The sequence below is a fragment of the Trinickia symbiotica genome (assembly GCF_003028655.1).
Lineage (GTDB): Bacteria > Pseudomonadota > Gammaproteobacteria > Burkholderiales > Burkholderiaceae > Trinickia > Trinickia symbiotica_A.
On record NZ_PYUC01000001.1, the window covers coordinates 692,491 to 716,999 of the forward strand.

Here is a 24,509-nt window from a genome sequence, read left to right on the forward strand (position 1 = left end):
CAACGAGCGACCAAGCACGACGCCACGGCAGGAGAGGACCGAAGAGGAAACTCGCGGCAATAAATAAATCACCAATGCCGCTCACAAACAACTCCCGTTTTCAAAAGGAGCGCTAGTGAGCCGTCTAGTCGTAGTGTCGAATCGTGTAGCGGATCCGCGCAAGGCCGCGGCAGGTGGACTGGCCGTCGCGATCAGAGACGGCCTTCAGCAAACGGGCGGTATCTGGTTCGGCTGGAGCGGCAAGACCGTGGATGCCTCCGTTGCGAACAGCCACAACGGCGTCCATACGCAGACGGTCGGCAAAGTGCAGCTGGTCACCGTCGATCTCAGTCAGCAGGACTACGAAACGTATTACCTCGGCTACGCGAACAACGTGCTCTGGCCGGTCTTCCACTATCGTCTCGACCTCGCGCAGTTCGACGTGCGTTTCGGTAGCGGTTATCGTCGCGTCAATCAGCTGTTCGCGCAGCGCCTTTTCCCGTTGCTCGAGCCAGGCGACATCATCTGGGTCCACGACTATCACCTGATTCCACTCGCCGCCGAGCTGCGGGCGATGGGATGCCGCAACCCGATCGGATTCTTTCTGCACATTCCCGTGCCGCCCCCGCCGCTCTTGGCCGCGATCCCCGAGCACGAGTGGCTGGTCCGCTCGCTCTTCGCATACGACCTCGTCGGTCTGCAAACCGAGGCCGATATGCGGCACTTGTTCGACTACGCCCACTGGGAAGTGGGGGCGGAGCCGCTGACGGACGGCTATCTGCGAGCGTTCAATCGCACGCTGCGCGTCGCCGCGTTCCCGATCGGTATCGACGTGGGCGAATTCGCGGCGATGGCCGACGCTCGCGAGGGTGTCGACATGTTCTCGCGAATGCGCGCGGAGTACTCTCGGCGGCAGCTGCTGCTCGGCGTCGACCGGCTCGATTATTCGAAGGGATTGCCGCAGCGCATACGCGCGCTTCGCTATTTGCTGGAGCACTATCCGGAAAATCGGAAGCGTGCAACGCTGATTCAGATCGCGGCGCCGAGCCGAGAGGACCTCGGAGCCTACGACGATTTGCGTCGGCAGATGGACAGCCTGTGCGGTGCGATCAACGGGGACTACGGCGAGCTCGACTGGATGCCGGTGCGCTACATCCATCGCAACGTCGCGCGCCGGCGCTTGCCGGGCCTTTATCGTGCAAGCCGGGTCGCGCTCGTGACCCCATTGCGCGACGGCATGAATCTCGTCGCCAAGGAGTTTCTCGCGGCTCAAGATCCGGAAGATCCCGGTGTCCTCGTGCTCTCGCGCTTCGCCGGCGCGGCCGAGCATCTGAAACAGGCGTTGCTCGTGAACCCCTACGATGCGCACGGCACCGCCGAGGCGATTCAGCGCGCGCTGACCATGCCGCTCGGCGAACGCGTCGAGCGGCATTCGGCGCTGATGGCGACGATCCGCAAGTACGACGTCCATTGGTGGCGTAAGGCCTTCATCGAGATGCTGGAAGAGTCCGTTCGCGAGACCGGTTGATGCGCGAAACGTGCGGGCCATCGCTTGCCGTCGGTCCTTGTTGCATCGCGGCACGGCGGCGCGTCGATACCATCTACTATCGCGCGCATAGAAAATGCCAATTGGGGAACGTGCCCCCGACCTTCTAGATTAGAAAAGGCAGCGCTCGCTCGACGCTGGCGCCGCTCTTCGCGCGACGTTTTTCGCAAACCCGAACAGATGGCCGGGCGTGCCGTGCCTTCGCGACGTGTCCCGGCCCATGAAGGAGGATGAGATGGCACAGTTGAAGGGCTCCAAGACGGAAGACAACCTGAAGGCCGCGTTCGCCGGTGAGTCTCAAGCCAATCGGCGGTACCTCTATTTCGCGGCCAAGGCCGACGTCGAGGGGCAAAACGATGTCGCGGCATTGTTCCGCTCAACGGCCGAAGGCGAGACAGGCCATGCCCACGGCCATCTGGAGTACCTCGAGGCAGTGGGAGATCCGGCCACCGGTCTGCCGTTCGGCACCTCTCGGCAGAATCTGCAATCGGCCATCGCCGGTGAAACGCACGAATACACGGACATGTACCCCGGCATGGCGAAGACCGCTCGCGAAGAAGGCTTCGACGAAATCGCGAACTGGTTCGAGACGCTAGCCAAGGCCGAGCGCAGTCACGCAAACCGCTATACGAAGGCGCTCGAGGCGCTGAGCGACTGACAGAGGCCGTCGAGGACGTACTCGCCGGCCGCGGCGAGGCGTTCTCGACGCTTGTCCGCTCGTCCGCTGCTCGGCTCGGCGCGATCGGTTCGTTGCATTGCATTGATCTGTGCCGCAGCGGTTGAGCGAATTCCTACGGACGGCCATCACAACGAGTCCTCGCAAGTAGTGTGACCCCACGGAGGAGCGCCGACTCATGCCGCACAAAGAAGGCAGCCTTGAAGCGCCGACTCGCCATCCGCTCGATTGGCGCTCCGAGACGTTTTACAACCAGGATGCCATCGATCACGAGCTCGCCCGCGTCTTCGATATATGCGCGGGATGTAGGCGCTGCGTATCGTTGTGCGGCGCGTTCCCGACGCTGTTCGATCTAGTCGACGACACTGACAGCGGCGAGGCGCACGACGTCGATAAGCAGTCCTACACAAGTGTGGTAGATCAGTGCTACCTGTGCGACCTCTGTTACATGACGAAATGTCCGTACGTGCCGCCGCATCCGTGGAACGTCGACTTTCCTCATCTCATGCTGCGCGCGAAGGCGGCTCGCTATAAGCGAGGCGAAGTGGCGTTGCGCGACAAGGTGCTGTCGAACACCGATGCGCTCGGCCATTTCGCGGGAATTCCGATCGTCACGCAGACCGTGAACCGGGTGAACCGCACGAAGGCAGCGCGCAACGTGATGGAATCGGCACTCGGCGTCGATCGCGAAGCCTGGTTGCCGGAGTTCGCCCCGCGCAAGTTTCGCCGCTCTGCGAAAGCGTCACCGCAGCTGCCCGTGCACGACGGTGAGCGCACGCCGGGAAAGGTCGCGATCTACGCGACCTGCTACGTCAATTTCAACGAGCCCGGCATCGGACACGACCTGCTTGCATTGCTGACGCACAATGAGATTCCCTATGTGCTCGTGGCGAGCGAAGCGTGCTGCGGGATGCCGCTGCTCGAGCAAGGCAACCTCGAAGGCGTGGCCGCGAAAAAGGAAAAGAACATGCCGGTGCTCATGCGGTATGCGCGCGAAGGATATGCGTTGATGGGGGCGATACCGAGCTGCGTCCTCATGTACAAGCACGAGCTGCCGCTGATGTTCCCCGAGGACGAGGACGTGCGCGCGGTGAGCGAAGCGTTCTGGGACCCGTTCGAATACTTCGTTTCGCGTCACCGCGACGGTCTGCTGAAGACCGATTTCAAGCGGGCGCTCGGCAAGATCTCGTATCACGTGCCGTGTCATGGCCGAGTGCAGAACCTGGGCCGCAAGACGTTCGATGCGCTTTCTCTCGTACCAGGAACGGAAGTGAAAGTCGTCGAGCGCTGTTCAGGGCACGCGGGAACGTTCGGCGTGAAGAAAGAGTTTCATCGGACGGCGATGAAGATCGGAACCCCCGTCTTCAAAGCGATGGCCGAGGGCGAACCCGCGTTCATCGCGTCCGATTGCCAGCTCGCGGGGCACCACATCGAGCAGGGAATCGAGGAAGCAGGGCTGCGAGAAGCGCCGCTCGCGCATCCGCTGACGCTGCTTCGCAGAGCTTATGACATCTGAGCGAATGTTTTTTACGAAGGCGATTCCATGACGATTTCCCGCAATTCATTGATGACGCTCGAGGCTTATGCCAAAGCACGTAAAGCAATGCGCGAGCAGGTGATCGAGCATAAAAAGGATCGCGTCGTGCAGCTCGGGAATCATTTGACGCTGCTGTTCGAGGACGACATCACGATTCGCTACCAGATTCAAGAAATGTTGCACATTGAAAAGATTTTCGACGAAGAAGGCATACAAGGTGAACTCGATGCCTACCTGCCGCTGGTTCCCGATGGCAGCAATCTGAAGGCGACGATGCAAATCGAGTACGAGAACGAAATCGAGCGCCGCGCGGCATTGCGGCGGCTGATCGGCATCGAGGATCATGTATTCCTGCAAGTCGAAGGCGAGTCTCCCGTCTATGCCCTCGCCGATGAAGACCTGGAGCGCGAAAACGAAGAAAAGACTTCGGCGGTCCATTTCCTGCGCTTCGAGCTCTCGCCCGCGATGCGGGCGCGTTTGCGCGACGGAGCGCGTCTTTTTGCTGGTTGCGACCACGCCAACTATCCGTCGCCGGTCCAGGAAATCGAGCCGCGCGTTCGCGCATCGCTGGTCAAAGATCTCCGCTAAAGCTAGAGCGATAATCGTCTATTTTCTTACATTAAGATTACAATGCGAAAATAATTCCGCCTCGCCGGGAAATAATACCGGATTCGCGGGGCTGCAAATGGCATAAAGGCGTCAATAATTGCATTGCATGCATTGTTTGCCCTTCTGCTAAGAGATGGTGCATTCGGCATTTGCGCACAACCAAAAATATTCTAAGATAGCGACGCATTGTTCTTTCCGACAGCGGATAGCATCCATACGCCGTCGGTGCCGGCCCGGCCCGAGGAGTATCCCCGCGATCGGAGAGAGTATTGAAGCCGTGTGCAGCTGCGATTGGTATGTTTTCTGCACACTTTTTCCATGCACGAGCGAGACCGCCTTTTCTGCTTCAACGGAGGGCAAAACCGCACTGCCGCTGTGCGGATTTGGTCGCTGTCACAAAAACAAAAATACTTTGTGCAACCCGCGGCTTTGGCGTTGGACCGAACGCCCGAGCCGAGCGTCGCAGCCAGGCCAGGCTGCGTGGAGAAGAATATGTTCGAAGATTTGAACGACGATGAGTGGGCGCGCATCGCTCCGCTTGCGGCCGACGAACCTGTCCATCCGCATCGACGCGGGCGGCCTCGTGCCGAAACGCGAATCGTGGCCAACGCGGTGCTCTGGATTCTGACGACGGGGGAGCGCTGGTCGAAGTTGCCGGCGCGCTATCCGTCGGGGCCGACGTGCCGGCGCCGTTTCGACGAATGGCTTGCCGACGGCACGCTGATCGAGATGGTCAAGATACTCTCGGAGGGCGGGCGCGTCTTCACGTATGTGCCGCAACCTCAACCCGTCGTGCAAGAGGCGCCGAAGCAGATGCCGGCTCCTGAATCGCCGCGTTTGCGCGGCGTCTTCTGGACCAATCCCGAATCGTGGCAGTCGGCAGAGGCGTGCTCGTATCGCGCCGGCGATTTGCCGATCGCGTCCTCGCGGACACTTCACAATTCGGGCAGCGCGCACCCGCCGATGCGTGAATTCGCGCCTCATGGCGCGCCTGCGATCAGCGTCGCGGAGATCCAGAAGCGGAGCGACGACTATTGCGGCTATACGATTCACGCGATCGCGCAGCCGGCGACGAGGCAAATGACGCTCTCATACCGTGCCTCGGCGGAGATCGTGAAAGACGGCAAGCGCGTCGAGCGCTCCGGTCTCATCGGGCCGCCTTTCTCCGATCATGAGGGCGCGCAACGCCACGCGCTCGAATGGGCGCGCGATTGGATCGATCGGCATACCAGCGCTGTCGCTGTCATGACGAGCGCGAGAGCCGATGCGAATGCCGCGTTCCCGGCGGACAGAGCGGAGGGGGGCGCCGAACCCACACCGAGGGCCGCGACGATAGCGGATATGGCGGCGGCGGGCACCGCGAGCGAGCTCGGGTCGGACTCCGCGAATCGCCAGGCGAATTGGCTGCGGCATCAGGAGGGCCGGGGCGACTCAAAGCCGCCCGAACTCGTGTATCACGCTTAGCAGACGAACGAGTCAGGCTTCGACGTAGCGGCGCTTGTCCAATCGCGATCGATCGGGCAAGCGCCGCATGCTTCGTACGCGCAGAAAGCTTCGCGATGAGCCCCGGCCGGTGCCCGCACCGTCGTCCAAGCCGGGCCATTCAACTGCGTCCATAGGTATCGTCGAACCGCACGATATCGTCTTCGCCGAGGTACGCGCCGGATTGCACTTCGACGATCTCCAGCGGCAGCTTGCCTGGGTTTTCCAATCGGTGCGAAACGCCGAGCGGAATGTAGGTCGATTCGTTTTCCGAAAGCAGGAACGTCTCTTCGCCGCGCGTGACGCGAGCCGTGCCGCGCACGACGATCCAATGCTCCGCGCGGTGGTGATGCATTTGCAGTGAGAGCTGTGCGCCGGGCTTGACGACGATACGCTTCACCTGGAAGCGTTCACCGGTATCGATGGAGTCGTAGTAACCCCACGGGCGATGGACCTTGCGGTGGTTCGCGGCTTCGGCGCCATGCTCGGCCTTGAGTCGCGAGACGACCTTCTTCACATCCTGCACGCAGGACTTGTCCGCGACGAGCACCGCATCGGCCGTTTCCACGACGACGAGATCGCGCGTGCCGACGCAAGCGATCAGCCTGCCTTCGGAATGCGCAAGCGTCGATTGCGTGCCTTCCAACAGGACGCGCCCGCGTGCGACGTTGCCGCTGGCGTCCTTCCGCGAGATCTGCCATATCGCGTCCCACGAGCCTACGTCGGACCAGCCGGCTTCGAGCGGCACGGCCACGCCGCCGCGCAACGTGTCGTCGCTGGACAGACGCTCCATCACCGCATAATCGATCGAGTTCGACGGCGATGCGGCGAACGCGTCGCGATCGAGGCGGAAGAAGTCGCCGTCGAGCGTGCCGCGCGAATGCGCGTTGACGCAGGCTTCGTACATCGCGGGCTCCAGACGGTTGACCGCGTGCAGCCATGTCGAGGCGCGCACGACGAAAATGCCGCTGTTCCACCAGTACTCGCCCGAGGCGAGGTATTGTTGCGCGAGCTCCAGATGCGGCTTTTCGACGAAGCGCGCGAGCCGCCGGGCAGCATGAGCGGACCGGTCGGAGCCGTCCTCGCCGCCCGTTTCGAGCGGTTCGCCGAGGCGCAAATATCCATAGCCTGTCTCCGCGTGCGTCGGCACGATGCCGAGCGTGGCAATCATCCCGTCCGCCGCGTGGCGAATTCCGGCGACGACCGCGGCATGAAAGCGGGCCGCATCGGCGATGGCGTGATCGGCGGGCATCGCGACGAGCACCGCATCGGAGTCGGCCTCGGCGCGAGCTAACGCGTCGAGCGCGGCGATCGTGAGCGCGGGCGCCGTATCTCGTCCGATCGGTTCGAGCACGATGCGCGCACGCACTTCGCTCGCACGCAGCTGCTCGGCGGTCGTGAAACGATGCTCATCGCCGCAGACGACGGTGACTTCGTCGGCGAACGGCAGGTCGCTCACAAGGCCCTGGAGGCGGCGCGCCGTCGATTGCAGAAGCGATTCGTCGCCGAGCAATTCGATCAATTGCTTCGGATAGAGCTCGCGCGACATGGGCCACAGGCGCGTGCCCGATCCGCCCGCGAGAATGACCGGATGAACCTTGTATCGCGTATCCGCGCTCGCCGCCGGCTCCGGCGGAGTCGCGGCTTTGCGCTGCCTTTGCTTAGGAGGCAGCGAACGAATTTGGGCGTAGGTGCTGTTCATCTTCGCTCCTCGGCGTAGTGATGACGTATCGTTCAGTGTCGCAAGAAGTAAATCGACAATAAAAGCGGCGCACCGGGCGGGAGCCGCTAGTAGAACTCAGGGAATTCGTCGAAGGGCAGGGCGAAGTCCCCAGGGGCACGCGTCAGCCAGCAACAAAAAATCAAAAAAATAATCCGGTAAACCCCGCTGAAATTTTTTCGAATATTCGTCGGCTTGTCGTTCGCTTTTTGATAGCGCTTCATGGATACCCATGAATAGACGCGTGAAATCGAGGTGTTGCGATGCTGGGCCTTCTCTCGCGGTTGATCGACGTCGCACTGGTGAGCGTTGGGGCGTGTGCGGCGGCCGCACTGCATGCGGGGCATCCGGTTTGGCTCAGCGATACGCAGAGCATTGCGGTGGCATTCGACGCCATGCTCGTCGTCGCCTTCTTTCCTGCCTTCGGCATTTATCGCTCATGGCGGGGCAAGCCGCTCGGCGACCTCCTTTGGCGAACGGCGCTTGCCTGGCTCGTCGTGGAAGCCGCGGGCGTGCTGATGAGCTTCAGCGTGCATCGTGTCGACGCGCTTTCGCGCACGTGGCTCGCACTCTGGGCATGCTCGGCGATCTCGATGCTGCTCGGCGCCAAAGTGCTCGTCTACACGATGCTCAAACGGTTGCGTCGCCACGGCTTCAATCGGAAGTCCGTCGCGATTGTCGGCAGCGGGCCTTACGCAACGTCGCTGATCGAGCGAATGAATGCTCATCCCGAGGCGGGCTTCTGGCCTGTTTGCGTCTTCGACGACGAGGACGGCGCGCAGGGTGACGGTGCATTGCAATCGCGGCGCGAGGGTATCGGTGCGATCGAGGGGGTGCCGCTCAGGCGCAACTTCGACGAGCTCGTCTCGCTCGTGAAGCGTCGATCGATTCGTGAGCTGTGGCTGGCGTTGCCCATGTCGCGCGAGCCCATGGTTCATCGGATCGTGACGGCGTTCAGACACGATTTCGTGAACATTCGCTTCATCCCCGACGTGAGCAGCCTGACGCTGTTGAATCAGGAGGTGGTCGATCTGCTCGGCGTACCGGCGATCAATCTCGCCGCGTCGCCGGTGGGCGAGGCTCGCGCGTTGCCGAAGCTCGTCTTCGACCGGCTATTCGCATTCGCCGCGCTCGTCGCGCTGGCGCCGCTCATGCTCGTCATCGCCATCGCAGTGAAGCTGTCGTCGCCGGGCCCGGTCTTTTTTCGCCAGCGGCGCCTCGGCGCGGACGGCAAGGCGTTCGAGATCTACAAGTTCCGCACGATGAAGGTGCACGCGGAAAGTTCGGGCCGCGTCACGCAGGCGACGCGCCGCGATCCGCGCGTGACGCGCGTGGGCCGCTTTCTGCGGCGCACGAGCCTCGACGAATTGCCGCAGTTCATCAACGTTCTGAAGGGCGAGATGTCGGTAGTCGGACCACGGCCGCATGCGCTCGAACACGACGATCTCTACAAGGATCTCGTGAACGGCTACATGTTTCGTTATCGGATCAAGCCAGGCATCACGGGCTGGGCGCAAATCCACGGCTTTCGCGGCGAAACCGATCGCATCGAGAAGATGAGCGGGCGCGTCAAGCTCGATCTCTACTACATCCAGAACTGGACGTTCTGGTTCGACATCAAGATTGTCGCCCTCACATTCTGGAAGGGATTTGCCGGCAGCAACGCTTATTGAACGAAACGGCTTCGGAAACGTCTCCAGACGAAAAAACGAGGCTTTTCCGCCTGTAACCAACGCTTTTCGCTCATCTTCTCGAGGGCATCGAAACATGAACGTGACCATCATCGGCTGCGGCTACGTAGGTCTTGTGACGGGCGCATGCCTGGCCGACATCGGCAACGACGTCTGCTGCTACGACGTCGACGCAAACCGGATCGCCACGCTCGAGCAGGGCGGCATGCCCATTCACGAACCGGGCTTGCGCGAAATCGTCGCGCGCAATCGTGGCGCCGGGCGGCTCACGTTCACGACGCACGTGCAAGCCGCCATCGAGCACGGCGACATCGTCTTCATCGCCGTGGGGACGCCGAGCGGCGAGGATGGCTCCGCCGATCTGCAATATGTGCTCGCGGCCGCGAAAGAGATCGGACGCTATATGGCCCGCTTCACCGTTGTCGTCGACAAATCGACGGTGCCGGTGGGCACGGCCGAACGCGTGCGAGCAACGATTGCCGAGCAATTGGCGCTGCGCGGCTCCGATGCGTTGTTCTCGGTCGTCTCCAATCCTGAGTTCCTGAAAGAAGGCGCGGCCATCGACGACTTCACGCGCCCCGAGCGGATCGTGCTCGGCTGCGACGACGACGCGCTCGGCGAACGCGCGCGCGAGCTGATGAAACGCCTTTACGCCCCATTCAATCGCAATCACGAGCGGACGCTGCATATGGACGTGCGTTCCGCGGAGTTCACGAAGTATGCGGCGAACGCCATGCTCGCGACGCGCATCTCGTTCATGAACGAGCTTGCCAATCTCGCCGAGCGCGTCGGTGCCGATATCGATGCGGTGCGGCGTGGCATTGGCTCTGACTCGCGCATCGGCTATCACTTTCTTTACGCGGGATGCGGATACGGCGGTTCCTGCTTTCCCAAGGACGTTCATGCGCTCATGCGCACGGCACACGAGAACGAGCAGGAATTGCGCATCCTGCAGGCCGTGTCCGCCGTCAATGCGGCGCAAAAGCAGGTGCTGGCCCGCAAGATCGTCGCGCGCTTCGGCGACGACTTGAACGGGAGATCGTTCGGCGTCTGGGGGCTGGCGTTCAAACCGGAAACCGACGATATGCGCGAGGCGCCGAGCCGTGTGCTGATCGCGGCATTGCTCGAGCACGGCGCGCGCGTGTCAGCCTATGACCCAGTCGCACTCGAGGAAGCCAAGCGTGCGTTCGCGGCGGATTTTCGCTCGAAGCCCGAGGCGCTGTCACGGCTTACCCTCGTCGACGATCAGATGGAAGCGGTCAATGGCGCCGATGCGCTCGTCGTCCTCACGGAATGGAAGGCCTTCAAAAGCCCCGACTTTGCGGGGCTCACACGAGTGCTCAAGCATCCGATCGTCTTCGATGGACGCAATCTCTACGAGCCGCTCGCCTTGGCCGAAGCCGGCATCGAGTACCACTCGATCGGGCGGCCCGGCGCGTCATGGACCGCCGCGAGATCGAAGCGCCCCGGTGGCCCTGTGCCGGCCTTTTCCGCCTGACTTCTTGCCTCGATCGTCCATGACTCGACGCTTCCTTCTCCCGGTCCTTGCCGCAGGCTTCGTGAACTGGCTCTCGGCCTGTTCCGCGTTGCCCGGCTATTCGCTCGACAGGTCGCACATGCAGGAGGTGGCCGAGCCGGCGAACGAAGAGATGTACGACGTGCACCGGATCACGGCCCAAGTCATTGCCGAGATGGCCGCGAAAGTGGCTCAGACCCAGCAGCCGTTGCCCGAGTCGCGGTTTTCCAGCGCATCGCAGTACGTCTATCACATCGGGCCTCAGGACATTCTCGGCATCACCGTCTGGGACCATCCCGAGCTGACCACGCCTCAAGGCACGACGTTCTCGACGGGGGGGAACACGACACAAACGATCGCGGGCGCGCTGGCGCAGCCCTACACGACGGCGCTGCCCGGCCAGGCGGATCCGTACGGGCAGACGGTTGCCGCCGACGGCACCATCTTCTTCCCGTTCGTCGGACGCGTTCACGTTGGCGGCAAGACGCCGCAGCAGGTCCGCGACCAGCTCGCCGCGGCGCTCGAGCCGTATCTGCACAAGCCGCAACTCGATGTGCGCGTGCTCGCCTATCGCAGTCAGCGCGTGCAGGTCACCGGCGATGTCAAGTCGCCGGGGCCGCTCGCGATCACCGACGTGCCGCTGACGCTCGTCGACGCGATCACGCGCTCGGGCGGCTCGACCGATAACGCGGATCTTCAGCGCGTGCGGCTGATGCGTCACGGACGTTTCTACCAGCTCGATGCGAACGGGCTGCTCGATCGCGGCGACATATCTCAGGACGTGATGCTCGAGGACGGGGACATCATCAACGTTCCCGATCGCTCGGACAGCCGCGTATTCGTGCTCGGCGAAGTGAAGGCGCCCACTGCCGTCCAGCTGATCCGGGGCTCGCTGACGATCGCGGACTCGCTGACCAGCGCGGGCGGCATTCTCGATACGGACGCGAATCCACGGCAGGTGTATGTGATTCGCGGCATGAGCTCGCGTCCGAACGCTCCCGACATCTATCGGCTCGATATGACGCAGCCCGATGCGTTGCTGCTGTCGACGCAGTTCCGGTTGCAGCCGTTCGATGTCGTCTACGTCGGCACGGCCAGCGCGGTGCAGTTCAACCGGCTGATCCAGCAGGTGCTGCCGACGCTGGAGACCATTGTTTTGACGAGACAGCTCACGCGGTGATGCTATGAAGACGACTCCTATCGTGCCCCCATCGATCGCGGCGCTGCCGCCGGCCGCGTTTCAATCTGACGAGGAGGACGTTGTCCTCGGGCAACTGCTGCGCGTCGTGCTCGACGATATCGGGTGGTTGATCGGCATCGCCGCGGCGGTCGTCGCGATGGCGGGGCTCTACTGCTTTCTCGCCAGCCCGATCTATTCGGCCGACGCGCACGTGCGCGTCGAAGCACCGAGCAATGCCACTCAGGGCCTGCAGACGCAAAACGGCAATGGGGCGGCTGGCGGCAGTTCGACCACGCTTCCCACCGATGCCGAAATCGAAATCATCAAGAGCCGCGGTGTCGTCGCGCCCGTCGTCGAGCAATACAAGCTCAACTTCTCGGTAACGCCGAAGACGGTACCGCTCATCGGCAGCCTCGCGCAAAAGCTCGCCACGCCGGGTATTCCTTCGCGCCCATGGCTCGGGTTGTCGTCGTACGCATGGGGCGGCGAGATCGCGGACGTCGACGCTTTGCAGGTGGCGCCCGCTCTCGAAGGCAAGAAGCTCACGATGACGGCGTTGGGCGGCGATCGATATACGCTGCGCGACCCGGACGGAAATCTGCTCATCGACGGCCGTGTGGGCCAAGCGGAATCGGGGGGCGGCGTGACAATGTTCGTGAAGCGGCTGCTGGCACGTGCGGGTACGCGCTTCAACGTGGTGCGCTGGAACGATCTCGACGCGATCACGGGGTTTCAGTTGGCGCTCGATGTCGAAGAGCAGGGCAAGCAGACAGGCGTGATCGAAATCGCGCTGCAGAACAAGGATCCCGCTCGCGCGGCCGAGCTCGCCAACGCGGTGACGCAGTCGTATCTGCGGGAGTACACGAGCGCGCGGCAGGCCGAGGCGACGAAGATGCTCGACTTTCTGCAAAGCGAGGAGCCGCGTATGAAGGCCGACCTCGAGCGCGCCGAGACGAGGCTGTCCTCGTATCAGCAGAAAGCCGGGTCGATCAATCCGAGCGAGGAAGCGAAGGCTTATCTCGAGGGCAGCATTCAATACGATCAGCAGATCTCGGCGATGCAGCTGCAGATTGCGGCGCTGAAGCAGCGCTACGGCCCGAGCCACCCCGCGATCCTGGCGGCGCAACAGCAACTCGGCAGGCTCGAGTCCGATCGCAATGCTTTCTCCGATCGCTTCCGCAATCTGCCGAGCTCCGAGGTGAAGGGGGTCGCGCTGCAACGCGACGCGAAGGTCGCCGAGGACATCTATGAGTTGTTGCTGAACCGGATCCAGGAGCTCTCGGTGCAAAAAGCCGGTACCGGCGGCAATGTGCATCTCGTCGATGCGGCATTGCGCCCGGGCGATCCGGTCAAGCCGAAGAAGGTATTGATTCTGTCGGCCGCGACGATGCTCGGGCTCATCGCGGGCACGGGCTTCGTGTTCGTGCGCCGCAACATGCTGAAGGGCATCGAGGACCCCGAGCGCGTCGAGCGCAGTGCGGGCTTGCCGCTGTACGGTCTGGTGCCGGCAAGCCAAGAGGCGGAGCGGCTCGATGCGGCCTATGCGCGCGGTCGCAAGCTTGGCCCGCGGCCAATACTCGCGCTCGCGCGCCCGAACGACCCCTGCATCGAAAGTCTGCGCAGCTTGCGCACATCGATTCAATTCGCGCTCGCGGAAGCCAACAACAACGTGATGGTGTTGACGGGACCCTCTCCGCGCATCGGCAAGACGTTCATGACGGCGAACCTGGCCGTGCTCTTTGCCGATTCGGGCAGGCGTGTGCTCGCGATCGATGGCGACATGCGCCGCGGCACGTTGCACCAGTATTTCGGCGGCCTGTCCGAGGGAGGCCTTTCCGAGCTATTGGCCGGCGGGATTGCGCTCGATGAGGCGATTCGCTCGACAGCCGTCGGCACGCTCGATTTCATCGCGTCGGGTGTGCATCCGAGCAATCCTTCGGAACTTCTGATGTCGCCGCGGCTGCGTCAGTACCTCGACGCGCTCGCGAAGCGCTATGACGTGATCCTGATCGATACCCCGCCGCTGCTCGCGGTCACGGATGCCTCGGTCGTCGCGGCGCTGGCGGGCAGCTCGTTCGTCGTCCTTCGCTCGGGCATGCATGCTGAGGCGGACATCGCAGCGTCGTTGAAGCGCCTCGCGACAGCCGGCGTGCGTGTGCAAGGCGGCATCTTCAATGCAGTGCCGTATCGCTCGCATGCGCTCTCGCGCGCGGGCTACGCAGCGGTTCGCGACTATCTCAACGCTTGAATGACCGCGGCCCGATCCCGCGGATCGCGCGGCAAAAAACCGGAGCACTCATGAAGTTGACGGTCCTCGTTCCCACCTATCGGCGCCCGGACGATCTCGCCCGGTGCTTAAACGCGCTATCGCGGCAGACGCGTCGACCCGATCAGGTGCTCGTGGTCTTGCGTCCCGACGACTACGCCAGCCAGGCTGTGTTGATCGACCCCGCGGTGCGGGGCGCGCTTGCCCTCGATTGGGTAACGATCGAGGTCGCCGGGCAGGTAGCGGCACTGAACCGCGGACTCGATGCGGCGGCGGGCGACATCATCGCGATCACCGATGACGATGCGGCCCCGCGGCCCGACTGGCTCGAGCGGATCGCGGCGGCGTTCGCGGCGGATGCGCGCCTCGGCGCGCTCGGCGGACGGGACTGGGTCCATGAGCGCGGCCTCGTGCTCGACGGCTCGAGGACGTGCGTGGGCAAGCTCCGTGCGTCGGGCAAGGTCATCGGCAATCATCACCTCGGAGTGGGCGAGGCACGCGAAGTCGATCTGCTCAAGGGAGCGAACATGAGCTATCGGCGCGCGGCCATTGCCGGCATTCGCTTCGACGAGCGGCTGCGCGGCGGCGGTGCCCAGGTCCACAACGATATGGCGTTCAGCCTGCGCGTGAAGCGCGCCGGCTGGAAGCTCGTCTACGACCCGCTCATCGCCGTCGACCATTACCCGGCGCCGCGGATTCGCGACAGCCAGCGCGATGCCCAGTCGACGACCGCAATACGCAACGCGGCGTACAACCTCCATTTGACGTTGCGCGAGTATTTGCCGCCGCTGCGCCGGGGCATCGCGTGGTGGTGGTACATGCTCGTCGGCACGCGCGTTTATCCGGGAGTTTTGCACCCGTTGCTTGCGCTCGCGTCGAGGAACCGTGCGGCCGTGTGTGAGCGGTGGCGCGCGGCGCGGCTCGGCGCGAACGATGCGCGCAGAGTGACGCCGTGACGGCGCTTCTCGCTTCCGCGCGCGCGAGCGCTGGGCTCGATCGGCTGGCTCGATCCGATCCGAAGCACTGGTTGCCGCAGGCGCTCTTGTGTCTGGCGACGGCGATGCTTTGCGCCGCGCATCAGGGCACGCTGCTCACGCTCGCATTCCCCGCGCTCGCGACGCTCGTCGGATTGTGGCTGTTTTTCATGAGCCCGGCGCGCTACGTCGGGTTCGTCTGGTGGATGTGGTTTCTGAGCCCCGAAGTACGGCGCTTCGCCGACTATGTCAAAGGCGCTTACACGCCGACGAGCCTCATCCAGATTGCGCCGGTGGCGGTGACGATGATCTGCGGGATCGGCCTCGTACGGCGCTATCGCCTGCTCGGCACGTGGCGCGGCTTGCCGATTCTGCTGATCCTCGTCGCGATCGGTTACGCCTACATCGTCGGCATCGGTTCGAGCGGACCGCTCGCGGCCACCTACGACCTCGCGAACTGGCTCTACCCGGTGTTGGTGGCGCTGCACATCATCGCGCATTCTCGCGACTATCCGCAGTACCGTGACGCCATCGTCTCGACGTTCGTCTGGGGGATGCTCGTCATGGGCATCTACGGCGCGGTGCAGTTCTTCTTCATGCCGGCCTGGGACGCGATGTGGATGATCGGCTCGCAAATGAATTCCGAAGGCGATCCGGTCCGCATGGGCGTGCGCGTTTTCAGCACGATGAATTCGTCGGGCCCCTTCGCGTTCGCGATGATGGGCGCGCTCGTATTCGTGCCGGCGGCAACGCAGCGTTTTCGCTGGGTGGCGGCCGCGGCGGGATTCGCGGCGTTCGGCCTTTCGCTCGTGCGCTCGACATGGGGAGGCTGGATCATCGCGCTCGTCATCCAGCTCGCGAAATCGAGCAACCGCATGCGCGTTCGCACGATCCTCGGCTTGGCCGTGCTGGCCGGCCTCTCCATGCCGCTGCTCGCGTTCGGGCCTGTCGCCGAGCGTCTCTCCGCGCGTTTGCAGACAGTCTCGAACCTCGACAACGACCAGAGCTACGCGGCGCGCAATCAGTTCTACGCGACGTTCGCCGAGACCGCGTTCACGAACGTGGCGGGAACGGGGCTCGGGGCGACGGGAACATCGACGAAGCTGAGCCAGCCCGGCAACGGCAGTCAGCTCGGCAAGTACGGCAACTTCGACAGCGGCGTCATGAACATTCCATTCGTGCTTGGCTGGCCCGGCACGCTGCTTTATCTCTGCGGCATCGGCTGGCTGCTTGCGCGTGCGATACGGGCTTCGTTTTCGCTCGGCGACGACAAGTTTTCGTCTGCGTGCCTCGCGCTCGCCTGCTCTGTTTTCGCGATGCTCGTGTTCACGAACTCGTTCGTCAGTACGGGCGGGTTGCTGCTCTACACGAGCATGGCCTCGTTGATTGCCGGTGCGCACTGGCGAAAACTGCGGGCGCGCGAAATTCGCGAGCACGCTGCTGCTTTGGTTGCTCCACCATCAGTCGACGAGGCATCCCGCACATGAAGATCGCGATCGTCACGCACGCTGTCCGTCACAACGACGGACAGGGGCGCGTCAATTTCGAAGTCGCCATTGCCGCGCTCGCGCAAGGGTGCGAGGTCACGCTCGTCGCATCGCAAGTGTCACCTGCGCTGCTCGCCGATCCACGCGTACGCTGGGTGCCGATTCGTATCGCGCGCGCATGGCCGACTAATCTGTTGCGTCATCAGCTCTTCGCGATCAAGAGCGCCGCCTGGCTTCGGAAGCATCACCGCGAGTACGACGTGCTTCACGTCAACGGGTTCATCTCCTGGGTCCGTGCCGACGTCAATACGGCTCACTTCGTGCACAGCGGATGGATGAGCAGTCCTTACTATCCGTACGCGCTGACGCGGGGCCCGCGTTCGGCCTATCAGTATGTCTACACGCGCGTGAATGCGTGGCTCGAGCGCTGGGCGTACCGTCGATCGCTCGTCGTGGCCGCGGTGTCGGAGAAAGTGGCTGACGAGTTGCGGGAGACGGGCGTGACGGCGGAGAAGATCGAAGTGGTCCACAACGGCGTCGACACGCGGGCGTTTGCCGAAGCGAGCGGCACGAGGTCCGCTTTCGGTTTGGCTGACGATGCGTTCCTGCTGCTCTTTGCCGGTGACCTGCGCACGCCGCGCAAGAACCTCGGCACCGTCTTGCGCGCACTGCCGCGCCTGCCGCCGCATGTCCACGTAGTAGTCGCGGGCAAGGTGAAGGGCAGTCCCTATCCGGACGAAGCGCATGCGCTCGGCGTTGCCGGCCGCGTTCACTTTCTGGACTTCGTCGAGAACGTCCCGGCGCTCATGCACTGCGTCGACGCCTATGTATTCCCGTCGCGCTACGAAGCGATGAGCCTGTCGTTGCTGGAGGCGATGGCGGCCGGGCTGCCCGTCGTGACGGCGCGCACCGCGGGCGGCGCGGAAATCATCGATCCCGAGTGCGGAATCGTGCTCGACGATCCCGACGATGCGGACGCGCTCGCCGGTGCCGTCGGCCGGCTCGCCGGCGACGAACGGCTGCGTTGCACGATGGGCGCGGCGGCGAGCCGGGTGGCACAACGCTTTCGCTGGGAGCGGATGGGCGCGCAGTACATGGAGATCTATCGACGCGTCGTGCGTTTCAAAGCGGACCAAGTCGATAGGAAGTCGGGCCATGCGGTAGGAGAGCGGGTGGGTTCGACGGACCGCTGGATGCAGATCGAAGGGGGCGAAACCGAATGAGAATCGAAAGGATCGAGACGGGCCGAGGCGCCCTCAAGTCGCTGCAGATCGGCATGCACTGGTTTCCCGAGCGAGCCGGTGGGCTCGATCGGATGTACTACTCGCTCGTGCGTGCGTTGCCCGGCGCCGGGGTGGCGGTGCGGGGCATGGTGGCGGGCTCGCCGCGTGTCGCGCACGACACCGACGGTGCCATTCACGGCTTCGGGCCGGCGGCGCAAGCGCTGCCGTTGCGCCTGATGGCCGCGCGCCGCGCGGTGGCCAAGGCGATTCGCGTCGAGCGCCCCGACGTTATCTCGTCGCACTTCGCGCTCTACACCTGGCCGGGGCTCGATGTCACGCGCGACATCGCGCAAGTCTCGCATTTCCAGGGGCCTTGGGCCGACGAGAGCGGCGTGGAAGGCGCGGCGACGCTGGGGCAACGCGCGAAGCATTGGGTCGAGCGCAGCGTCTATGCGCGCTCGACGCGCTTCATCGTTCTCTCCGCTGCGTTCGGTCGGATCCTGACGTCGCGTTACGGCGTGTCGCCCGAACGCGTGCGCGTCGTGCCGGGCTGCGTCGATGTCGCGCGTTTCGATATCGATACGCCTGGCTGGAGCGCACGGCAGCGTTTGCAATTGCCGCAGAACCGGCCGATCGTGCTCGCCGTGCGCCGGCTCGTGCGGCGCATGGGGCTCGAGGACCTCGTCGATGCGATGGCGCTGCTCAAGAAGCGCCGCGGCTCCGATGCCATGCTGCTGATCGCGGGCAAGGGCCGGCTCGCCGACGAGTTACAGCAGCGCATCGTCGAAAAAGGGCTCGAGAACGACGTCAAGCTGCTCGGGTTCGTGCCCGACGAGCGATTGCCGGAGCTCTATCGCGCCGCGACGATCAGCGTCGTGCCGACGGTGGCGCTCGAAGGATTCGGCCTGATCACGGCCGAATCGCTCGCGGCCGGGACGCCGGTGCTAGTGACGCCCGTTGGCGGGCTTCCCGAAGCCGTGGAAGGGCTCTCGCGCGATCTCGTCTTGCCGACCACGGGAGCCGAGGCGCTGGCCGAGGGGATCGCCTCGGCGCTCGCTGGCCGCTTGCGCATGCCCGACGCGCACGCGTGCCGCGATTTTGCGCGCGCCAACTTCGACAACGCGGTCATTGCACGGCGCGTAGCGGAAGTCTACCGGGAGGCGGTCGCGGAAGGGGCGGTGTGACCCGTTCCGACCGGGATCGGCGATCAAATCGTGCACCGCTGCAGTGCGTGACGCGAAATTCAGTACGCCTGAAAGTCGGCATTCCTGACGGTATCTGGCGCGGCGCTTTCGATGGCCTTTTGCCAACGCGTGTATCATCGCACCCGCATCGCTCTATCCTTACGCCGTCCGTCCCCATTTTCAATGTCAGTCGCCGAACTCAAGCGCCGCCGCACGTTCGCGGTCATTTCACACCCCGATGCGGGTAAAACCACGCTCACCGAAAAGCTGCTGTTGTTTTCGGGGGCGATTCAGATCGCCGGTACGGTCAAGGGCCGCAAGAGCGGCCGCTACGCGACTTCGGACTGGATGGAGATCGAAAAGCAGCGCGGCATTTCGGTGGCGAGCTCGGTCATGCAGTTCGAGTATGGCGATGCCGTCATCAACCTGCTCGATACGCCGGGCCACGAGGACTTCTCCGAGGATACCTACCGCGTGCTGACCGCTGTCGACGCGGCGGTCATGGTGATCGACGGCGCCAACGGCGTCGAGGCGCAAACGCTGAAGCTGCTCGAAGTCTGCCGCAGCCGCCGCACGCCGATCGTCACGTTCATCAACAAGCTCGATCGAGAAGTGCGCGAGCCGCTCGACCTGCTCGACGAAATCGAACGGCATCTCGGCGTGGCGGCGGTGCCGTTCACGTGGCCCATCGGCATGGGCAAGGACTTCAAGGGCGTCTACGACATTCAGCACGATCAGGTCCGCGTGTTTCGTGCCGGCGACGATACGGCGAACGGGGTCGTGGAGACGTTGTCGTCGCTCGACGACGAGGAAGGCGAGCGACGTTTCGGCTTTCCCTGGAAGCGAGCGAAAGACGAGATCGAATTGATCGGCGCGGCAACGCCCGATTTCGATCGCGAGGCTTTTCTTGCGGGCGAACAGTCGCCCGTGTTGTTCGGCTCGGCCATCAACAATTTCGGCGTGAAGGAAATTCTCGACGCGCTCGTCGATCTCGCGCCGCCCCCTTCGATGCGGATGGCGGTAGAGCGGCCGGTACTGCCCGACGAGCCCAAGTTTACGGGTGTCGTCTTCAAGGTTCAGGCGAATATGGACCTGGCGCATCGGGACCGCGTCGCATTCATTCGCGTCTGCTCGGGTCGCTTCGAGCGCGGCATGGCGATCAAGGTGACGCGCTCCGGCAAGACGTTTCGCGCGAACAACGTCGTGACGTTCCTCTCCCAGCGCCGCGAGACCGTGAGCGAAGCCTATGCGGGCGACATCATCGGCATTCCCAATCATGGCACGCTGAGTCTCGGCGACACGCTGACCGAGGGCGAGCAGCTTCAGTTCGTCGGCTTGCCGTTCTTTGCGCCCGAGATTTTCCAGACCATCGAAGTTGTCGATCCGATGCGCGCAAAGCAGCTCGGCGAAGCGCTCAAGCAGCTCGGCGAAGAAGGCGCGATTCAGGTGTTCCGACCGACGCACGGCGGGTTGACGATTCTCGGTGCCGTCGGTCAGCTGCAATTCGAAGTGGTTTCGCACCGGCTTTCGGCTGAGTATAAAGTCGACGTGCGGATCATGCCCGCACGGTATCGGATGTCGCGTTGGGTGACTTGTGACGACGCGGCCGAGTTGCGGCGGTTCATGGATGCCTATTCGGTGCGCATTGCGCTGGACGCGTCAAATGCGCCGACGTATCTTGCTTCGCACATCTCGGAGATCGAGGTGGCGCAGAAGGCGTGGCCCAAGATCGTGTTCAACGAGTTGCGTGAGCGATCGGGCGCGCCGTTCAAAAAGGCGATGTAGCCGTTCGCCGCGTCGCGCGTCAGCAATGCGCGCGAATCGGACCAATGACAGTAACGATAAGGAGAGGGATATGTGGAAACGATTGATAGCCATTAGTGTCTCTGCGATGATCGCTTCGGCCGCACATGCGGCCGGTGCTGTCGAAACCCTGCCGTCGGGCGTCAAAGTGGAGATCACGCGAGAGGGAACGGGTGCGCAGCCGAGCGCCACCGATGTGGTCAAGGTCCGTTATCGCGGGACGCTTGCCGACGGCACCGAATTCGACAATTCCGAAAAACACGGTGGCGTGGCTACCTTCCCGCTCAATCGCGTCATCCCGTGCTGGACGCAAGGCGTGCAAAAGCTGAGAGTCGGCGGCAAGGCAAAGCTCACGTGTCCGCCGGAGACGGCGTACGGCAGCCGAGGTATCGGACCGATTCCGCCGAATAGCACGCTGAACTTCGAGGTCGAGCTCGTCGACATCGTCAAGTAGAGCGCAGTTCGATGCCACCCGTTGTCTACCGCGATACCGTGCGCGCCGAGTGGGTCGATTACAACGGCCATTTGCGCGACGCCTATTACATGCTGATCTTCAGCTTCGCGACCGACGCGGTGCTCGACGCAATCGGTCTCGACGACGTGCAGCGCAGGCAACGCCACCGTTCGGTCTACACGCTCGAAGCGCATATCAACTATCTGCACGAAATCAAGGAAGGCGCGCGGGTTAGGGTAGACGCGCACGTGCACGGCCACGATGCGAAGCGTCTGCACCTCTACCTCGAGATGTTCGCTGACGAAGGGGCCGCGCCCGTCGCCGCGAGTGAGCAAATGCTCCTGCACGTCGATACGGACGGGCCACGATCGGCCGAATTCGACGCCGACGTTCTCGAACGCGTGCGGGCACTGCAAGCCGCCGATGCGCCAGCGGCGCGGGCCCGCTACTGCGGGCGCGTGATCGGACTGCCCGCCAACCGAAGTTCATAGGCTTCCGGGCCTGCTGCTAATCCTCGATGGCAGCGTCCGTGCCTGCGGAGCCCCGCGGCTCGAAGGATCTGTGCCGGCGCGAGCCGGATAGGCGCACATCGCCTATGCTATGGGCTGTTGCCGAGAGGAGCGCCCATGACCGTCCGCAACCTCGATGCGCTTTTCAAGCCGGAATCCATCGCCGTGATCGGCGCTTCCTCGCGCGCGGGCAGTCTTGGCGCGATCGTCTGGGCGCGTGTGCTGGCCGGCGGCTTCAATGGTCCCGTCTGGCCAGTCAACCCGAAATACGATGAGCTCGACGGCCGCATCGTCTTCGCCGATGTCGGCGATTTGCTCGAGGCGCCGAGCGTGGCGCTCGTCTGCACGCCGAGCGCGACCTGGGTCGACATCGTCGGCAAGCTCGGTCGGCTCGGCACTCGCGCGGTCATCATCGTTGCCGACGCGAGACGCGATCACGCGGCCGACCCTGCCGTCGTTCAAGCCACGCTCGCGGCGGCGCGCCCCCATCTATTGCGTATCGTCGGACCGGCCAGCGTCGGCGTCGTGACGCCGGCGTTGCGCGCGTACCTCGGCGCGCCACCTTACCTGGTCAAGCACGGCGGCGTCGCATGGGTATCGCAGTCGAACGCGTTGACGAATGCCGTGCTCGGCTGGGCCGACGCGCGCGGGCTCGGTTTTTCGCATGCTATCGCGCTGGGCGACGAAATCGACGTCGATGCCGGCGACGTGCTCGACTTTCTGGCGAGCGACAGCGCCACGCGTGCGATCCTGCTCGAGCTCAACACCGTGCGCTCGGCGCGCAAGTTCATGTCGGCGGCCCGTGCCGCGGCTCGCAATAAGCCCGTCCTGGTACTGCGCACCGGCAGAGGCGACGCGAACGACGCGCTCTATACGGCCGCGTTCAGGCGTGCCGGCATGGTACGCGTCGATTCGCTCGACGATCTGCTCGATGAAATCGAAACGCTCGGCGTCGGCCGGATTGCCGCAAGTTCGACGGCAACGCTCGTGACGAGCGATAGCGGCGTCGCTTCGCTCGCCACTGACGCATTCGCGGCGGCGGGCGGCATGCTCGCGCAATGGTCGGACGAGACGGCGCGGGCGCTGGCGGGCGCGTTGCCGCATGTTAGTCCGGCCAATCCCCTGCTGCTCGGCGACGACGCGCGACCGGAAGACTTCCGACGTGCGCTCGAAGCGCTCGCGCCGCGCGGCGATACCGGCACAGCGTTCGTCATTCATTCGACCACCCATGGCGCGCCGGTGGAAGAAGTCGCGCGCGTGGTCATCGATTGTCAATGCATCGCCTATCGCGGCATGTTGGCTTGTTTTTTTGGCGGTCTCGATACGACGACGCGAGACGCGTTGCGCGCACGCGGCATCGCAGTTCATCCGACGCCACAGCGGCTTGCTCGCGCGTTCACGCGTCTCGTCGATTACCGGTTGGGCCGCGAGTTGTTGATGCAGACGCCGCAAGGGTTGCCCGTGCGAATACCGGCCGCGATCGAGGCCGCGCAAGCGTATGCGGCCGCCGCGCTGGCTGAGGACGGGCGCGCGATGCTTGCAGGGGAAGCCGCCGTGCGCCTTCTCGAGCCGTTCGCCTTGCCCGTGACGGTCGACAATGAGCCTTGTCCGAGCGATACGATCGTCGACATTGCCGTCGAACTCCGCGACGATGCCGAGTTCGGTCCTGTCTTTCGTTTCGCCGCGCCGCCTGTCGACGGCATTTCAGCCCCGTTCGTGTTCTACGGCTTGCCGCCGCTCAATCCGACGCTGGCTCGCGAAGTCTTGTCGCGTTCACCGTATGCGCATCGTGTGCCAATCGATCCGGTGCTGAGCGTGCTCACGGCGTTGTCGGAAGCCGTGTGCGTGATCGAACAGATTTCGGGATTCACGGCATCGCTGCGCATCGCGCCTGCGCGCGTCGAGTTGCGCTCGCCGCAAATTCGTCTCGCCCCGAAGCGAGGACGTCTTGCCATCGTTCCTTACCCGCGCCGGCTCGAGCAGACGATCGAATGGCGCGGCATGCACTTGACGATCCGGCCGATCCGCCCCGAAGACGAGCAAGCGCATAGTGCCTTCGCCGCGGCGATGTCGCCCGAAGACCTCCGCATGCGATTCTTCGGCGCCGTGCGCGGCTTCGATCATTCTCAGCTCGCTCGAATGACGCAGATCGACTATGACCGCGAGATGGCATTCATCGCGACGGCGGCCGACGCGAACGGAGCCATGGAGACGCTGGGCGTCGTGCGCGCGGTGGCCGATCCCGACAATGAATCCGCCGAGTTCGCCGTTGCCGTTCGGTCCGATATGAAGGGAAAGGGGCTCGGACGGTTGCTGATGGAGCGGATCATCGAATACGTGCGCGCGCGCGGCACGCGTTTTATCACCGGCGAGATCCTGCGCGAGAACGCGCCGATGCTCGCGCTAGCAAGAGCGAGGGGCTTCGAGATGCACGCCTCCGAAGATCCCGCAGTCATCTCCGTTCGCTTTCCACTCCAATAAGCACCGACGTCAATACCTCGGCAATGACCGTTGCAACGGCATTGCTTATGGATTTCACGATCCTTTGCAGTTCATTTCAAATTGTTCCGATATATTCCCGCACTCGTGCAGGGCATGGACTTTTACGTTGGAGCGTACTAGTCCATTAATCCTTCGTTTGTCGTCGAAGCATCCGCCTTCTGCACTTCGGAC

The 24,509-nt window shown here is 63.7% G+C and carries 18 protein-coding genes; 17 read left to right on the forward strand and 1 reads right to left on the reverse strand.

Going from position 1 to position 24,509, the window contains the following annotated elements:
• The first annotated feature begins 115 nt into the window (after window positions 1–115).
• The 5 genes from C9I57_RS03080 to C9I57_RS03100 all read left to right on the forward strand — a co-directional run bounded on the left by C9I57_RS03080 (window position 116) and on the right by C9I57_RS03100 (window position 5,811).
• Window positions 116–1,507, forward strand: a complete 1,392-nt coding sequence (locus C9I57_RS03080) for an alpha,alpha-trehalose-phosphate synthase (UDP-forming) (RefSeq protein WP_107149134.1) — start codon at window positions 116–118, stop codon at window positions 1,505–1,507.
• A gap of 253 nt (window positions 1,508–1,760) precedes the next feature.
• Window positions 1,761–2,183 (forward strand): rubrerythrin family protein, encoded by a 423-nt coding sequence (locus C9I57_RS03085; protein ID WP_107149135.1) that lies wholly within the window; start codon window positions 1,761–1,763, stop codon window positions 2,181–2,183.
• A 196-nt stretch (window positions 2,184–2,379) separates the two neighbouring features.
• The gene (locus tag C9I57_RS03090; protein ID WP_107149136.1) at window positions 2,380–3,717 is read left to right on the forward strand and encodes a heterodisulfide reductase-related iron-sulfur binding cluster; all 1,338 of its coding nucleotides are present in this window, start codon (window positions 2,380–2,382) and stop codon (window positions 3,715–3,717) included.
• A gap of 27 nt (window positions 3,718–3,744) precedes the next feature.
• Entirely contained in the window at window positions 3,745–4,326 is a 582-nt protein-coding gene (locus C9I57_RS03095) for a DUF3501 family protein (RefSeq protein WP_107149137.1), read from the forward strand.
• A 513-nt stretch (window positions 4,327–4,839) separates the two neighbouring features.
• Window positions 4,840–5,811 carry a DUF6566 family protein gene (locus tag C9I57_RS03100; protein WP_107149138.1) on the forward strand — a complete coding sequence of 324 codons (972 nt, stop codon included), beginning with the start codon at window positions 4,840–4,842 and terminating at the stop codon, window positions 5,809–5,811.
• Between the two features lie 139 nt (window positions 5,812–5,950).
• Here the strand turns inward: C9I57_RS03100 and C9I57_RS03105 are convergent, their stop codons facing one another.
• The gene (locus tag C9I57_RS03105; protein WP_107149139.1) at window positions 5,951–7,531 is read right to left on the reverse strand and encodes a mannose-1-phosphate guanylyltransferase/mannose-6-phosphate isomerase; all 1,581 of its coding nucleotides are present in this window, start codon (window positions 7,529–7,531) and stop codon (window positions 5,951–5,953) included.
• Window positions 7,532–7,812: 281 nt separating this feature from the next.
• On the opposite strand from C9I57_RS03105, the gene C9I57_RS03110 reads away from it, so the two are divergent.
• The 12 genes from C9I57_RS03110 (at window position 7,813) to C9I57_RS03165 (ending at window position 24,317) form a co-directional block, all read left to right on the forward strand.
• On the forward strand, window positions 7,813–9,222 hold the full coding sequence (locus C9I57_RS03110) for an undecaprenyl-phosphate glucose phosphotransferase (protein WP_107149140.1): 1,410 nt from the start codon (window positions 7,813–7,815) through the stop codon (window positions 9,220–9,222).
• 94 nt (window positions 9,223–9,316) lie between these two features.
• Entirely contained in the window at window positions 9,317–10,738 is a 1,422-nt protein-coding gene (locus tag C9I57_RS03115) for a UDP-glucose dehydrogenase family protein (protein WP_107149141.1), read from the forward strand.
• 19 nt (window positions 10,739–10,757) lie between these two features.
• Window positions 10,758–11,936, forward strand: coding sequence for a polysaccharide biosynthesis/export family protein (locus tag C9I57_RS03120; protein ID WP_107149142.1), 1,179 nt, complete (start codon window positions 10,758–10,760; stop codon window positions 11,934–11,936).
• Window positions 11,937–11,940: 4 nt separating this feature from the next.
• Entirely contained in the window at window positions 11,941–14,184 is a 2,244-nt protein-coding gene (locus C9I57_RS03125; protein ID WP_107149143.1) for a polysaccharide biosynthesis tyrosine autokinase, read from the forward strand.
• A 50-nt stretch (window positions 14,185–14,234) separates the two neighbouring features.
• A complete protein-coding gene (locus C9I57_RS03130) occupies window positions 14,235–15,158 on the forward strand; it encodes a glycosyltransferase family 2 protein (RefSeq protein WP_107149274.1) in 924 nt (307 codons plus the stop codon).
• On the forward strand, window positions 15,155–16,663 hold the full coding sequence (locus C9I57_RS03135) for a glucose-6-phosphate isomerase (protein WP_440130169.1): 1,509 nt from the start codon (window positions 15,155–15,157) through the stop codon (window positions 16,661–16,663). The genes C9I57_RS03130 and C9I57_RS03135 overlap by 4 nt, the downstream gene beginning before the upstream one ends.
• Window positions 16,660–17,886, forward strand: a complete 1,227-nt coding sequence (locus C9I57_RS03140) for a glycosyltransferase family 4 protein (protein ID WP_107149145.1) — start codon at window positions 16,660–16,662, stop codon at window positions 17,884–17,886. Before C9I57_RS03135 ends, C9I57_RS03140 begins: the two co-directional genes overlap by 4 nt.
• On the forward strand, window positions 17,883–19,070 hold the full coding sequence (locus C9I57_RS03145) for a glycosyltransferase family 4 protein (protein WP_107149146.1): 1,188 nt from the start codon (window positions 17,883–17,885) through the stop codon (window positions 19,068–19,070). Before C9I57_RS03140 ends, C9I57_RS03145 begins: the two co-directional genes overlap by 4 nt.
• A 183-nt stretch (window positions 19,071–19,253) precedes the next feature.
• On the forward strand, window positions 19,254–20,855 hold the full coding sequence (locus tag C9I57_RS03150; protein WP_107149147.1) for a peptide chain release factor 3: 1,602 nt from the start codon (window positions 19,254–19,256) through the stop codon (window positions 20,853–20,855).
• 70 nt (window positions 20,856–20,925) lie between these two features.
• Window positions 20,926–21,327, forward strand: coding sequence for an FKBP-type peptidyl-prolyl cis-trans isomerase (locus C9I57_RS03155; RefSeq protein ID WP_107149148.1), 402 nt, complete (start codon window positions 20,926–20,928; stop codon window positions 21,325–21,327).
• Between the two features lie 11 nt (window positions 21,328–21,338).
• Window positions 21,339–21,818, forward strand: coding sequence for a thioesterase family protein (locus tag C9I57_RS03160; protein ID WP_107149149.1), 480 nt, complete (start codon window positions 21,339–21,341; stop codon window positions 21,816–21,818).
• A 135-nt stretch (window positions 21,819–21,953) separates the two neighbouring features.
• On the forward strand, window positions 21,954–24,317 hold the full coding sequence (locus C9I57_RS03165) for a bifunctional acetate--CoA ligase family protein/GNAT family N-acetyltransferase (RefSeq protein ID WP_107149150.1): 2,364 nt from the start codon (window positions 21,954–21,956) through the stop codon (window positions 24,315–24,317).
• The last annotated feature ends 192 nt before the right edge of the window (window positions 24,318–24,509 follow it).

What these genes read in the sequence shown, in the direction of transcription:
- C9I57_RS03160 (WP_107149149.1), top strand. Translation starts at nt 21,339, where the DNA reads ATGCCACCCGTTGTCTACCGCGATACCGTGCGCGCCGAGTGGGTCGAT.
- C9I57_RS03150 (WP_107149147.1), top strand. Translation starts at nt 19,254, where the DNA reads ATGTCAGTCGCCGAACTCAAGCGCCGCCGCACGTTCGCGGTCATTTCA.
- C9I57_RS03115 (WP_107149141.1), top strand. Translation starts at nt 9,317, where the DNA reads ATGAACGTGACCATCATCGGCTGCGGCTACGTAGGTCTTGTGACGGGC.
- C9I57_RS03095 (WP_107149137.1), top strand. Translation starts at nt 3,745, where the DNA reads ATGACGATTTCCCGCAATTCATTGATGACGCTCGAGGCTTATGCCAAA.
- C9I57_RS03085 (WP_107149135.1), top strand. Translation starts at nt 1,761, where the DNA reads ATGGCACAGTTGAAGGGCTCCAAGACGGAAGACAACCTGAAGGCCGCG.
- C9I57_RS03125 (WP_107149143.1), top strand. Translation starts at nt 11,941, where the DNA reads ATGAAGACGACTCCTATCGTGCCCCCATCGATCGCGGCGCTGCCGCCG.
- C9I57_RS03100 (WP_107149138.1), top strand. Translation starts at nt 4,840, where the DNA reads ATGTTCGAAGATTTGAACGACGATGAGTGGGCGCGCATCGCTCCGCTT.
- C9I57_RS03110 (WP_107149140.1), top strand. Translation starts at nt 7,813, where the DNA reads ATGCTGGGCCTTCTCTCGCGGTTGATCGACGTCGCACTGGTGAGCGTT.
- C9I57_RS03130 (WP_107149274.1), top strand. Translation starts at nt 14,235, where the DNA reads ATGAAGTTGACGGTCCTCGTTCCCACCTATCGGCGCCCGGACGATCTC.
- C9I57_RS03090 (WP_107149136.1), top strand. Translation starts at nt 2,380, where the DNA reads ATGCCGCACAAAGAAGGCAGCCTTGAAGCGCCGACTCGCCATCCGCTC.
- C9I57_RS03165 (WP_107149150.1), top strand. Translation starts at nt 21,954, where the DNA reads ATGACCGTCCGCAACCTCGATGCGCTTTTCAAGCCGGAATCCATCGCC.
- C9I57_RS03120 (WP_107149142.1), top strand. Translation starts at nt 10,758, where the DNA reads ATGACTCGACGCTTCCTTCTCCCGGTCCTTGCCGCAGGCTTCGTGAAC.
- C9I57_RS03155 (WP_107149148.1), top strand. Translation starts at nt 20,926, where the DNA reads ATGTGGAAACGATTGATAGCCATTAGTGTCTCTGCGATGATCGCTTCG.
- C9I57_RS03140 (WP_107149145.1), top strand. Translation starts at nt 16,660, where the DNA reads ATGAAGATCGCGATCGTCACGCACGCTGTCCGTCACAACGACGGACAG.
- C9I57_RS03145 (WP_107149146.1), top strand. Translation starts at nt 17,883, where the DNA reads ATGAGAATCGAAAGGATCGAGACGGGCCGAGGCGCCCTCAAGTCGCTG.
- C9I57_RS03105 (WP_107149139.1), bottom strand. Translation starts at nt 7,531, where the DNA reads ATGAACAGCACCTACGCCCAAATTCGTTCGCTGCCTCCTAAGCAAAGG.